Source organism: Streptomyces sp. NPDC058620, assembly GCF_042717135.1.
Classification (GTDB): Bacteria; Actinomycetota; Actinomycetes; order Streptomycetales; family Streptomycetaceae; genus Streptomyces.
In genome coordinates, this window is the sequence record NZ_JBHXQO010000038.1 from 23,492 (window position 1) to 35,587 (window position 12,096).

The following is a 12,096-nucleotide window of genomic DNA, read 5'->3' on the forward strand; positions in this document are numbered from 1 at the left end:
TGCCTGGGCGCAGTCGTGCGCATCCATGCAGACATGTGGCCGCTGCTGCGGGGTGTGTGCAGGAGGTGGGAGGTGGGAGTCGGCCTCCCGCGAGTCGGCGTTTCGTCGCCTGAGGCACGCGGCTCGCTCCGGTCGTGGAGCCCTTCGGTGATGATCCGCAGGGTGGTCCGATCGAAGGCGCGGAATCGCGCACCCAGGCGCGGAGCGGTGAATCCTGCGTCCTGGCACAGACCGGGGCGTGCGCGCCGGGCGGGTGTATCGCGTAGCCCTGGACGCGGGTTTCCGGCGGCGGCGGTGTGGTTGCCCGTCCCGTGCTCAGGAAGGCCACCGGGGAAATAGCTCCACCACGCCTGCCGCGGCGGTGAGTTGTCGCGCAGATGAAGTGTGCACGACATCTTCCATGACCATGTGACATGTGCAATTGTACAGCCCGCAGGAGATGAGGTCGTGCTCATGTCACACCTTGAGTGCTCTCTCGCTCCACCCCCCTACGGCCGCGCAACCGCCGTGCGGCCAACACACCGCTGGGAGGCGGCACGTGAAGAACCGATTGGTTCGACAGAGATTCACCGGGCTATCCACCGTGGCCCTGGCAGCCTGCCTCGGCGTTGGGCTGCTCTCCGCGCCGAGCCGGGCCGCAGAGCCGCGTTCCTCCGTGGCCACGGCGGCCGAGACCAGGACCGAGGTCCGCGCGGAGGAGCCGGGCGGCCCCACCGCCGAGGCCCTCACCGCACCTGTCGACGAGGCCGACCACGCCGACCGCGTCGCCCTGAAGCCCGCGGACCGCGCCCCCCTGTCCGCCTCGAAGGACGCACTCGAGCGGGACTACGACCAGCCCGGAAGCGCGGACCCGAGCCACCCGGCCCCCTCCATGAAGGCCGCGGCGCGGGCCAAGGCGAAGTCGGCCGGTATCGCTGCCGTTGCCGCGTGCAATGTCACCGACTTCACCAGTCGCACAGGAAGCGCTCTCGTCCAGCAGGTCAGGTCGTCGACCACCGACTGTGTCAACACCCTGTTCGGCGTGAAGGGGAACGACGGCTATCTCGCCTTCCGTGAGGCGCAGATGGTCACCATCGCCAACGCCCTGCGCGACGGCTCGGCGGCCTACCCCGGCGACAGCAGCACCGGCATGCCACAGCTGGTGCTCTTCCTCAGGGCGGGTTACTACGTTCAGTACTACGATCCGTCGACGGTGGGCAGTTACGGCCCCGCGCTTCGCACCGCCATACGTGGCGGGCTCGACGCCTTCTTCGCCTCCTCGCACTCCTCCGACGTCACCGACGCCAACGGGGAGACACTGGCCGAGGCCGTCACGCTGATCGACAGCTCCGAGCAGAACGCCCGGTATCTGTACGTGGTCAAGCGGCTGCTGGCGGACTACAACTCCTCGTACAACAGCTCCTGGTACATGCTGAACGCGGTCAACAACGTGTACACGGTGACATTCCGCGGCCATCAACTGCCCGAGTTCGTCCAGGCGGTGGAAGCCGACCCCAGCCTGCTGAGCGCCCTCCACGGTTTCGCCTCGGCCCATCTGGACCTGCTGGGCACCAAGCAGTCGTACCTGACCTCCAACGCGGGCCGTGAACTCGGCCGTTTCCTCCAGGAGGCGTCACTGCGCGACAGGACCGCGCCACTGGCCGCGGGACTGCTCAGGAAGAGTTCCCTCACCGGCCGCACGGCACCGCTCTGGGTCGGCGTCGCCGAGATGACCGACTACTACGACAGGGCCAACTGCGCCTACTACGACACCTGCAACCTGGCCGAACGCCTCAAGAGCGCCGTCCTGCCCGTCGATTACACCTGCAGCGACAGCATCCGCATCAGGGCCCAGGAAGTCTCCACGGCAGACCTCGCCGCCAGCTGCACGAGTCTGCGCAACCAGGACGCCTACTTCCACGACATCACCAGGGACGGCGGTCCGGTCGGCGACGACCTCAACACCACCATCGAGGTGGTCGTCTTCGACTCGAGCACCGACTACCAGACCTACGCCGGAGCGATCTTCGGCATCGACACCAACAACGGCGGGATGTACCTGGAGGGAGACCCCGCCGCGGCGGGCAACCAGCCCCGCTTCATCGCCTACGAGGCCGAGTGGGTCCGGCCCGTGTTCCAGATCTGGAACCTCAACCACGAGTACACGCACTACCTCGACGGCCGCTTCAACATGTACGGGGACTTCGGGGCCGGCCTCACCACACCGACCATCTGGTGGGTCGAGGGCTTCGCGGAGTACGTCTCGTACTCATACCGCAATGTCACCTATGACGCCGCAATCGCACAGGCCGCGAAGCACACCTACACCCTGCGGACCCTCTTCGACACCACCTACGAGAACGCCGACCAGACACGGATCTACAACTGGGGCTACCTGGCGGTCCGGTACATGCTCCAGTCGCACCGCGCGGACGTCGACAGGCTGCTCGGGTTCTACCGCGGCGGGGACTGGAACGCCGCCCGCACCCTGCTCACCTCCACCATAGGCAGCCGCTACGACGCAGACTGGAACTCCTGGCTGACCGCCTGCGGGGCCGGGGACTGCGGCAGCATCGGAACCCCGCCCGTCGATCAGGGACCGGAGTGCACGGCCGGCGACACCCGGCAGCTGGGCAAGAACTGCAAGCGGAGCGGACTGACGGCGACCGCGGGCAACTACGCCTATCTGTACATCTACATTCCGGTGGGCACCACGCAGCTGAAGATCACCAGTGCGGGTGGCACGGGCGACGCCGACCTCTACTACAACTCCAACAGCTGGGCGATGGTGTCCGGGTACACCTCACGGGCGACCGGCGCCGGGAACGAACACACCCTGACCGTGTCGAATCCGAGGGCGGGAGCCCACTACATCAGCCTGCACGCCGCCCAGGGCTTCGGCGGGGTGAGCGTCTCCACCCGGTACTGATCCCCGTACCGGCCGTGGTTCGGCCTGACCGGGCACAGCGGCTCTGCTCGCCGCACCCGGTCAGGCCAGATCAGGTCAGCCGTAGCGAACCCGGCCCCGTCCGTTCCCTGATGATCTCCACCAGCCGGTCGAAGAGCGTCGGTCCGCGGCCCGCCAGCGCCTCGGTGAGCTCGGCCTCGAGACGGACCCGCGAGGTGGGGTGGGCGCGTTCCGCTGTGCGGCGCAGATAGCGCGCGTCTCCGGGTGGCCCAGGGCACGGGCGGACTGTGCGTGGTCGCGCCACTCGATGACGAATTCGGCGTCGTCCGGGGTGCCCATTCCGCCGCTGAGACAGTCCGCGAACGCGTCGAGGTTTCGGCCGAAGTAGCCGCCGGGGCCGTTGACGGCTTCGCCGATCACCTCCCAGAACCGCTCCAGGCCGGTGACCTCGGAGCCTTCGATCACATAGGTGACAGTCATGTGTGGAGCGTACAAGTGGGTGGCGGGTACCCGTCCGACTCCGTGCCGGGCCGGGGACCCGCGCCGCAGGTGGGGCTGCGGCGCGGACCGGGGGTAGTGGTGCGGGCGACGGTCAGCAGCCGTGGTCGACCAGGTCGAACGACTCGTAGTGGTCGGCGGTGTAGTAGTCCTCCCGGACCTCTTCACCGGTGACTATGCGGCGGGCGCCGCGGGTCGGGGAGCCCAGGGTGATGACGGTGTACTCGTGGTAGTAGCCGGTGCCCTGACTCGGCAGGATGCCTTCACGGTTCTGGAAGACCGTGCCGTCCTGGTCGTACGGGAAGGGTCCGCCCGCGTCGATCAGATCGAGGGTGTCGTGCGCTTGCGTGTGTTCCGTGGGGGGAATCGCATGCCCACCATGATGACGCGCGTAGATCACCTTCCGTCAACGTCAACTCCTCTGAATTTCCTGGAAGTTAACGAGAAGTAGGAAAACGTAACGTGCTTGCCGCCCGGCCGGCCTTGCAGATGAGCACTGTTCACTTATTGACGAGTCGACACGCGTGACTGTCCGCGTGCGGGGGCATGCATCCCCGTGAAGCTGTTCGAGGGGTTATGGGGCGAAGGAGGTCGATTCACTGTGCGGGCGGGGGAAACGATGAAGCGTCGAGGGGGCCGGTCGGTCCAGCTGTGTCGCAGACTGGGGAACGCCGACCTGTCAGGTGTGGGCGACGTGCGCCGGGCACTGCGGGAGTTCCTGCGGAGCCGGTCCGAGCCCGAGGCGGCCGAGGTGGCGGAGCTGCTCCTGAGCGAGGTCGTGACGAACGCGCTCATCCATACGCGCCACGGCGCGGTCGTCACCGTGACCGCGGGGCCGGAGAAAGTCCGCGTGGAGGTGCGGGACTTCATGTCGGGAGCGCCCAAGCCGTACGTACCGAACGCCGACGACGGTACGCACGGCAGGGGCCTCGTCCTGGTACGGAGCCTGGCGGACGCCTGGGGAGTCACGGCGCAGGCGCTGGGCAAGGTGGTCTGGTTCGAACTGAACGGTGCGAACTCGCCGGCGTGACCGAGCCGGCGTGACCGCACCGAGTGACCGCACCAAGTGAACGCAAGGGGTGCACTGCACGGCGTGCACCGGACAGCGTGGACCGGACGCTGTGCACCGCGCAGTGGGAGGCCCTGACACGGCCTCCCACCAGAGGCGCTCAGCCGAACTGCTGCTCCAGGTCCTTGAGTTTCTGCTCCAGCGAGTCGAGCCGGGGCAGGGTCTGCGTGTCGTCCTCGGCGGTGAGGTCGACGGTCCTGGGGTCACCGCTCGCCGTCTGCGCCGGAGCGCTCGGCGGATGAGCGGAGCCCTTGGCTCCCTTGGAGCTGGGGCTGTTCACGGCTTGCAGGGATGGCCGGGGCCGCAGGGGCAGCTGTCCCGGCTCCGTTATGGCGGGCTCCGCGACACCCTGTGCGGCACCCTGGGGCGGCGCGATGGCGGGCACCTCCTGCCCGCCCCGGCCGCCTCCTCGTCCCCAGGCCCGGTTCTGCCGGTTCAGAGCCTTGATATGGGCCCGGTCCAGCTTCTCCTGGCCCCTTCTGCGGAGCCGGTCCTGCTCCTTCTCCCGCCGGTCCTCGCGGACCTCGTCGACCGCCTCGTCCAGCGTGCGTACGCCTTCGAGGAGCATCAGCGACCAGGCGCCGAAGGTCTCCCGGGGCGCCCGCAGCCACCGTACGATCCGGATCTGGGGCAACGGACGTGGTACCAGGCCCTGTTCGCGCAGTGCCGCCCTGCGGGTCTGCTTCAGCGCGCGGTCGAAGAGCACCGCGGCCGAGAGCGACATCCCCGCGAAGAAGTGCGGGGCGCCCGCGTGGTCCATTCCGCGTGGAGCGTGTACCCAGTTGAACCAGGCGGCGGCGCCGGCGAACGTCCACACCAGCAGCCGGGAGCCGAGCGCCGCGTCGCCGTGGCTGGCTTCCCGCACCGCCAGCACCGAACAGAACATGGCGGCCCCGTCGAGGCCGAACGGGACCAGGTACTCCCAGCCGCCGGAGAGGCTGAGGTTTTGCCGGCCGAAGCCGACGAGTCCGTGGAAGGAGAGCGCGGCGGCGACCGCGGCACAGCAGAACAGCAGGACGTACGAGGCGGTGGCGTAGAGCGCCTCCTTGCGCCGGCGGCGGTCCTCGCTGCGTTCCCAGCTGTCGTCGGCCGTCACCTTGCCGGCGGCGCGCCTGCCGCGTGCGACCACCGTCACCGCCGCCATGACCCCCACGAGCAGTACGGCGCCCGGAAGCAGCCAGTCAAGCGATATGTCGGTCAGTCTCATGCGCGGTCCCTTGCGTCGCGTAGGGCGTTTCGGGCGCCATCGTGACGGAAACGCCGCCCGGCTCAGGCGGTTTCGGGGCAAGAGAACGCCATTGAGGTGGCGAGGCGTACGGATGAGCGGAATGTTCTCGAACGACCGTACGGTGAAACGCGGTTACGTTCGAAGGTGAGTCACCGGGACGGGGGGTGTGGCTCAGGAGACGGGCGTCAGCTTCCGCACCCGGTCGGCATCGCAGGTGCGGGGGCAGGTGACGCAGGTGTCCTCGGGGCGCAGTGTGTAGAAGAGGCAGCAGCTCGCCCGGTCGCGGGTCGGCAGCGATTCGCCCTCGGGGCCGGTCAGTTCACGGAAGCCGGCAGTGCCCACGTACGGCTTGGTGGTGCCGGGCAGCAGCAGCTCCAGCTCCGCCATCGCCCGGCGCTCCTCGCCCAGCAGGTGGGCGATGTACCAGAGTCCCTCGACGACCTCGTCCGTCGCCATGCCCCACAGGGCCCGCTTGCCGCGCCGCATGCGCGGTCCGAAGCCGTCCAGCACGGGGCCGAGGTGTTCCGCGACGGCGTCCAGCACCTCGGCGCGCAGCGCAGCCTCGTCGGGGACGACCCGGGCGCCGGGCAGCGAGGCCGCGGGATCGTCCGGCAGGCAGGCGAACTCCCGTACCCGGACGGTCAGGTGTCCCAGCGCGCGCTTGAAGGAGACGTCCTCGACGGGGACGCGCGGCACCCGGCGGTGCAGGAACCACGGCACGGTCACCAGCAGACAGGCCGGCCACGCGTAGCGGTGCAGTCCGAAGCTGGCCACCACGTCCGGGCGGGCCTGCTGCCCATAGTCCCGCAGCACCTGTGCGTTGTCCCAGGCCAGGAAGGTGTCCAGGGCCGCACCGCCCCCGGCGAGCTCCGCCGCGCCCACCCAGCCGGTGCCGGAAGGCGTTGCGGCGTCCTCCGTGAGCACCTCGGCGCGCAGGCCGGGGAAGACCTCGGCCAGGCGCGCGTACGCAGCGGTCACGGAGGACGCCGCGGTGCCGGTGAGCAGCGTAGAGACGGTCATGCAGGGACCACCGAATCGCGATCGTTAGCAGGTTAGCCTTACCTTACCCGACCTGGTCGATGTTTGAACTGGAGCCTCCTCCGCCTATCGTGCACACGGGGCATGGCGCACGCGAGCCTGGCCCGCGGCAGGCCGAGGAGGTCCAGTGGAGCAGGGCAGTGCGCGTGAGGACACATGGCTGTCGTACGCAGCCCCGGCGCCCTCGGTGGTCCCGCGGTCGGTGCGGGTGCCCGAACAGGCGCGGGGCGAGCACACCCACAGCGAGCCGTCGGCCCCCCGCACGGTCCAGCGTCACTCGGTGCGCGGCCAGATCCTGGACGCCCTGCGGGCCGCCCTCGTCGACGGGGAGCTGGCCCCGGGCCAGGTGTACTCGGCCCCGGCGCTCGGCGCCCGGTTCGGCGTCTCCGCCACGCCGGTGCGTGAGGCGATGCAGCAGTTGGCCATCGAGGGGGCCGTCGAGGTCGTACCGAACCGGGGTTTCCGGGTCAGTGAGCGCGGTCCGCGCGAACTGGCGGAGCTGGCCGAGGTGCGGGCCCTGATCGAGGTCCCCGTCATGCTGCGACTGGCCCGTACGGTCCCGGCGGGCCGCTGGACGGCCCTGCGCCCGCTGGCCGAGGCCACGGTCGCGGCCGCCGCCGTCGGCGACCGCGCGAGCTACGCGGAGAGCGACCGGGCCTTCCACCGGGCCGTCCTGACGCTCTCCGGCAACGAACAGCTGGTGCAGGTGGCCGACGACCTGCACCGCCGGTCCCAGTGGCCGCTGGTCAGCAACCCCGCGACCCGCCGTGCCGACCTTCTCGCGGACGCCGTGGAGCACACGGCGCTGCTCGACGCCCTGATCTCCCAGAACCTGGGCGTCGTGCAGTCGCTGGTGAGGGAACACTTCACGGGCGCGGAGGGCTGACCGGCACGGTCACCTGACCCGCCAGGCCCCCGCCGCGTCGTCGAGCGGACGGCCCTGATTCGGCACCGCCGGTTCCAGTTGCGGGGCAAGCCACGTGGGTACGCCGCCCAGCAGCCGGAAGAGCCGGCCCGCCTCGGCGCGCAGCCGGGCGGCATCGGGCTCGGGTACGGCGTCGGCGAGGGACATCAGCGCGGGAGCCGTGCCGACGAGGTAGCCGAGCTCCTCCCTGATCCGGAGCGACTCCGTGAAGCCGTGCCGCGCCTCGGCCGGCTCGCCATCGCGCAGGGCGAGCGAGGCGAGATGGCGCCAGGTGAAGGAGAGCAGCAGCTCGTCCCCCTGGGCCGTGGCACCCGCGTGAGCCCTGCGGTAGGCGGCACGGGCGGACTCCGGCGAATCGGCGATGTTCTGCGCGATCAGGCCCCGGCGGAAGTCCAGCAGCGGCCGGCCGGACGCCGCGGGGGACAGCAGAGCGGCCGCCCTGCTCAGGGCCACGCTGGCCTCGTCGGCCCGGTCCCGTACCCCGAGAAGCGTCGACGCGTAGGCCAGATGTCCGCGCTCGCAGGCCGCGGCCCCGCGCTCGGCGTCGTCGTGGGCCAGCGCCTCGGCGTTGCGCAGCGCGTCCTCGGCGTCCGTCCAGCCCTTGGCGGTGTAGAGGCACCGCTCGGTCAGCAGCGCGGTCCGCTGGAGCGCGGCTGCCGGGTCGGTGGCCGCATGTGGTTCGAGCAGAGCGGCCGCATCCGTCCAGCAGGCGCGCGAGCGCAGTCGCCATACCGCTGTCTGGAGCGGCGGATCGTCATCTGCTGTCGTTCCGGAACCAGACATGGCGGTGTGCGCCACATTGCCCTCCCCGAGCACGCCATCGAGCTGTTGAGTCTGGGCGCATCTCAGCACGGAATGGCACGCCGGGCCAAGAGGTCCGGACAATGTCAGGTGAAAGATTTCACAATCGACCGGAACTCCCCGCCGCCGCGCGAGCCCCCGGGCGTCAGCTCATACGCAGGGCGAGGAAGAAGTCGAGCTTGTCCTCGAGGCGCGAAAGGTCACGTCCCGTCAACTGCTCGATTCGCCCGACGCGGTAGCGCAGCGTGTTGACGTGCAGGTGCAGCCGGGCCGCACAACGGGTCCAGGACCCGTCGCAGTCCAGAAACGCTTCCAGGGTCGGAATCAGCTCAGCGCGGTGGCGCATGTCGTAGTCGCGCAGCGGGTCCAGCAGCCGGGCGGTGAACGCCCGGCGCACGTCGTCCGGGACGAAAGGCAGCAGCAGGACGTGGGAGGCCAGCTCGTGGTGTCCCGCCGCGCAGACCCGGCCAGGACGGGCCGCGGCGACCCGGCGGGCGTGCCGGGCCTCCTCCAGGGCACCGCGGAGCCCTTCGGCGGAATGCACGGCCGCGCTGACACCCAGTGTCAGACGCCCGTCGTCGGCGAGGCCCGCGGAGAGCGGTTCACGGACCGCGGCGAGCAGTACGTCGGCGTGCAGTGCCGGGTCCTGCTCATTGCCGGCGGCCGCACCGGTCCCGGAATCGTCGGTGTCCCCGGCGGTCCCCCCGGTGCCGGTGCCGGGTGCCGGAACCGAGGGCAGCGGTACGAGGGCGATGGCCTCGTCACCCGCGTGCGCGACCGCGATCCGGTCGGCCGAGTCGGGGCCGGTCACCGCCGGATCGACCAGGATCTCCTCCAGCAGCGCCTGGGCCACCGGGCCGCCCGCGATGTCCCCCGCCGCGCCGGTCCCGGCGCCGGGTGCGCCCTCGGCGGCCCATTCGACCCGGGCCACGACGACCTGCCAGTGCGGTGCCGAGCCGAGACCGGGCAGCAGCACCGGGGCGGCCACCCGCAGCCGGGCCGCGATCTCGGTGGGAGCGGCGCCCGCCTGCACCAGTTCCAGGACTTCCTGGGCGAGCCTGCGGCGTACCGTACGGGCCGCGTCGCGCCGGTCACGTTCGACCGCGATCAGCTGGGTGACGCCCTGGAGCAGGTCGAGCCTGGCGGCCGGCCAGTCGCTCGCGTCGGCCTCGACCGCGAGCAGCCAGTCGGAGAGCACCGACTCGCGGACGTCGCGGGAGGCCGGGGCCGCGCCCCGGCCGGTGTTCCGGATCGGGAACAGTGAATACGTCGTACCGTCCACCGTCGTCCGGTGGGGGCCCCGGCGGCCGGTGCGGGTCGCGGCCAGGTGCCGTCCGGCCAGCGCGGAGCCGACCGGACCGGACAGCGGCTCGCCGGCCCCCGCGATCTGACGGCCGGTGGGCGAGAGCACCCAGGCGCGGAGGTCCAGGTCGGAGGTGAGCAGGTCGAGCACGACCTCGGGGCCGCCGCCCGCCGGTCCTGACGTCATCAGCCTGCGGTGGCGGTCCACGACCGCGGCGAGGTCGCCCGCCCGCTCGCCGGAGACCTGGCGCACCACGTGCTCGGTGATCGTTGCAAATGCCACGGTCTCGTTCACGGCGAAGAGTGGGAGGCGGTGGTGCCGGCATGCCTCGATCAGATCGGCGGGGATGTCGCCTAGTTCCGCCTCGCCCGCCGCTAGTCCGGCGACCCCGGCGCCCGCCAGGATCCGGACGAACGGCTCGGAGTCCGTCGCGTCACGGCGCCATGCCAGCCCCGTGAGCACCAGCTCGCCACCGGAGAGATAGCGGCTGGGGTCGCGGAGGTCGGTCGTCATGACGCCGCGGACCGTGCGGTCCAGCTCGTCGTCGCCGCCGAGCAGCCGCAGGCCCAGCGCGTCGGTGTCCAGCAGTGCGCGCAGCCGCATCTCGTTGCCGCCGATCTTTTTCGTTGGTGCGGGGGATACCTGTGAATTGCGGTGAGGTTACTGATCCCCGCCATTCGTTCGAATCTACAAGACCATGAAGGAGACCAGCCAACTCCTTCATGGTTTCGGTGACTGCACTGGCCGGATCCTGGCTTGTGTACTGAGTCACATACCGCGTTAACAGCAGATGAACGACCAGTCGAGGGCCGGCCGTCCCCAGCCCCAGCGAACGACCGATTGAGAAGAGAGCCACTCATGGACTTCCTTCGCCCCGCCAGCTGGGAGGAGGCGCTCGCCGCCAAGGCCGAGCACCCGACGGCTGTGCCCATCGCGGGCGGCACCGATGTGATGGTCGAGATCAACTTCGACCACCGGCGGCCCGAGTACCTCCTGGATCTGAACCGCATCGGTGAGCTGGCCGAGTGGCAGGTGGGCCAGGAACACGTACGGCTCGGCGCCTCCGTCCCGTACAGCGCGATCATGGAGCACCTGCGGGCCGAGCTGCCCGGCCTGGCGCTCGCCTCGCACACCGTCGCCTCCCCGCAGATCCGCAACCGCGGAGGTGTCGGCGGCAACCTGGGCACCGCGTCGCCGGCCGGTGACGCCCACCCGGCGCTCCTCGCCGCAGGAGCCGAGGTGGAGGCCGAGTCCGTACGTGGAACGCGGATGATCCCCATCGACGACTTCTACACAGGCGTCAAGCGCAACGCCCTCGCCCCGGACGAGCTGATCCGGGCCGTGCACATCAAGAAGGCCGACGGACCCCAGCAGTACTCCAAGGTCGGTACGCGCAACGCGATGGTCATCGCCGTCTGCGCCTTCGGCCTCGCCCTGCACCCCGGGACCCGTACGGTCCGCACCGGTATCGGTTCGGCCGCCCCGACACCCGTCCGGGCGAAGGCGGCCGAGGATTTCCTGAACGCCGCGCTCGACGAGGGCGGATTCTGGGAGAGCGGCAAGATCATCACGCCCTCGGTGGCCAAGCAGTTCGCGGAGCTCGCCTCCGGAGCCTGCAACCCCATCGACGACGTGCGTGGCACCGCTAAGTACCGCAGGCACGCGGTCGGCATCATGGCCCGCCGCACGCTGGGCTGGACCTGGGAGCAGTACCGCGGCGCGGGCCGCACCCTCGAAGGAGCTGCGTAACCATGCGAGTGAATTTCACGGTCAACGGCCGTCAGCAGGAAGCCGACGACGTCTGGGAGGGCGAATCCCTCCTCTACGTACTGCGTGAGCGTATGGGCCTCCCCGGCTCCAAGAACGCCTGCGAGCAGGGCGAGTGCGGTTCCTGCACGGTGCGCCTCGACGGGGTGCCGGTGTGTTCCTGTCTCGTCGCGGCAGGCCAGGCGGAGGGCCGCGAGGTCGTCACCGTGGAGGGCCTCGCCGACTACGCCAGGCACCGCGAGGACGCCCACCCGGGCGGCGGCTGCGCCTCCGGAGCCTGCGGCACCACCCTCGACGCCGCCCAGCGCCGGCAGGCCAAGCCCGCCGACGGGCAGAGCGGTGAGGCCACCGAGCTCTCGCCGATCCAGCAGGCGTTCATCGACGCGGGCGCCGTGCAGTGCGGTTTCTGCACCCCCGGACTCCTGGTCGCCGCCGACGAACTGCTGGAGTCCCACCCCTCGCCCTCCGACCAGGACATCCGCGAGGCGCTTTCCGGCAACCTCTGCCGGTGCACCGGCTACGAGAAGATCCTCGACGCGGTCCGCCTCGCGGCGGCCCGTCAGGAAGAGACGGTCTGAGA

10 protein-coding genes and 1 pseudogene are annotated in these 12,096 nt (G+C 70.5%); 5 read left to right on the forward strand and 6 right to left on the reverse strand.

What is annotated here, in order from left to right; all coding sequences use genetic code 11:
* The first annotated feature begins 538 nt into the window (after window positions 1-538).
* Window positions 539-2,908: a M9 family metallopeptidase gene (locus tag ACFWSK_RS27505; RefSeq protein WP_383791522.1), complete on the forward strand. Its 2,370-nt coding sequence runs from the start codon at window positions 539-541 to the stop codon at window positions 2,906-2,908.
* A gap of 70 nt (window positions 2,909-2,978) precedes the next feature.
* Here ACFWSK_RS27505 and ACFWSK_RS27510 read toward each other — a convergent pair.
* Window positions 2,979-3,367 (reverse strand): annotated as a pseudogene (locus tag ACFWSK_RS27510) (barstar family protein).
* A 112-nt stretch (window positions 3,368-3,479) separates the two neighbouring features.
* On the reverse strand, window positions 3,480-3,785 hold the full coding sequence (locus ACFWSK_RS27515) for a ribonuclease domain-containing protein (protein ID WP_383791524.1): 306 nt from the start codon (window positions 3,783-3,785) through the stop codon (window positions 3,480-3,482).
* Between the two features lie 219 nt (window positions 3,786-4,004).
* On the opposite strand from ACFWSK_RS27515, the gene ACFWSK_RS27520 reads away from it, so the two are divergent.
* Window positions 4,005-4,415 carry an ATP-binding protein gene (locus tag ACFWSK_RS27520; RefSeq protein ID WP_383791527.1) on the forward strand — a complete coding sequence of 137 codons (411 nt, stop codon included), beginning with the start codon at window positions 4,005-4,007 and terminating at the stop codon, window positions 4,413-4,415.
* 139 nt (window positions 4,416-4,554) lie between these two features.
* Here the strand turns inward: ACFWSK_RS27520 and ACFWSK_RS27525 are convergent, their stop codons facing one another.
* Window positions 4,555-5,661 (reverse strand): DUF2637 domain-containing protein, encoded by a 1,107-nt coding sequence (locus ACFWSK_RS27525; RefSeq protein WP_383791530.1) that lies wholly within the window; start codon window positions 5,659-5,661, stop codon window positions 4,555-4,557.
* Window positions 5,662-5,853: 192 nt separating this feature from the next.
* Entirely contained in the window at window positions 5,854-6,702 is an 849-nt protein-coding gene (locus tag ACFWSK_RS27530; protein ID WP_383791533.1) for a (2Fe-2S)-binding protein, read from the reverse strand.
* A gap of 145 nt (window positions 6,703-6,847) precedes the next feature.
* Here ACFWSK_RS27530 and ACFWSK_RS27535 point away from each other — a divergent pair, with 145 nt between their 5' ends.
* Entirely contained in the window at window positions 6,848-7,606 is a 759-nt protein-coding gene (locus ACFWSK_RS27535) for a GntR family transcriptional regulator (protein ID WP_383791536.1), read from the forward strand.
* Between the two features lie 9 nt (window positions 7,607-7,615).
* Here the strand turns inward: ACFWSK_RS27535 and ACFWSK_RS27540 are convergent, their stop codons facing one another.
* Both ACFWSK_RS27540 and ACFWSK_RS27545 read right to left on the reverse strand, forming a co-directional pair.
* Window positions 7,616-8,428 carry a hypothetical protein gene (locus ACFWSK_RS27540; protein WP_383791539.1) on the reverse strand — a complete coding sequence of 271 codons (813 nt, stop codon included), beginning with the start codon at window positions 8,426-8,428 and terminating at the stop codon, window positions 7,616-7,618.
* A gap of 163 nt (window positions 8,429-8,591) precedes the next feature.
* Window positions 8,592-10,352: a PucR family transcriptional regulator gene (locus ACFWSK_RS27545; RefSeq protein ID WP_383791542.1), complete on the reverse strand. Its 1,761-nt coding sequence runs from the start codon at window positions 10,350-10,352 to the stop codon at window positions 8,592-8,594.
* 255 nt (window positions 10,353-10,607) lie between these two features.
* Here ACFWSK_RS27545 and ACFWSK_RS27550 point away from each other — a divergent pair, with 255 nt between their 5' ends.
* Together ACFWSK_RS27550 and ACFWSK_RS27555 are read left to right on the forward strand one after the other, a co-directional pair.
* Complete coding sequence (locus ACFWSK_RS27550) at window positions 10,608-11,498, forward strand: FAD binding domain-containing protein (RefSeq protein ID WP_383791544.1); 891 nt, start codon at window positions 10,608-10,610, stop codon at window positions 11,496-11,498.
* 2 nt (window positions 11,499-11,500) lie between these two features.
* Entirely contained in the window at window positions 11,501-12,094 is a 594-nt protein-coding gene (locus ACFWSK_RS27555) for a (2Fe-2S)-binding protein (protein WP_383791547.1), read from the forward strand.
* Window positions 12,095-12,096: the final 2 nt, after the last annotated feature.

Bases quoted from the DNA above. Each gene is read 5' to 3' on its own strand.
- ACFWSK_RS27555 (WP_383791547.1), top strand. From the start codon at position 11,501: ATGCGAGTGAATTTCACGGTCAACGGCCGTCAGCAGGAAGCCGACGAC.
- ACFWSK_RS27520 (WP_383791527.1), top strand. From the start codon at position 4,005: ATGAAGCGTCGAGGGGGCCGGTCGGTCCAGCTGTGTCGCAGACTGGGG.
- ACFWSK_RS27545 (WP_383791542.1), bottom strand. From the start codon at position 10,352: ATGCGGCTGCGCGCACTGCTGGACACCGACGCGCTGGGCCTGCGGCTG.
- ACFWSK_RS27550 (WP_383791544.1), top strand. From the start codon at position 10,608: ATGGACTTCCTTCGCCCCGCCAGCTGGGAGGAGGCGCTCGCCGCCAAG.
- ACFWSK_RS27530 (WP_383791533.1), bottom strand. From the start codon at position 6,702: ATGACCGTCTCTACGCTGCTCACCGGCACCGCGGCGTCCTCCGTGACC.
- ACFWSK_RS27540 (WP_383791539.1), bottom strand. From the start codon at position 8,428: ATGTCTGGTTCCGGAACGACAGCAGATGACGATCCGCCGCTCCAGACA.
- ACFWSK_RS27525 (WP_383791530.1), bottom strand. From the start codon at position 5,661: ATGAGACTGACCGACATATCGCTTGACTGGCTGCTTCCGGGCGCCGTA.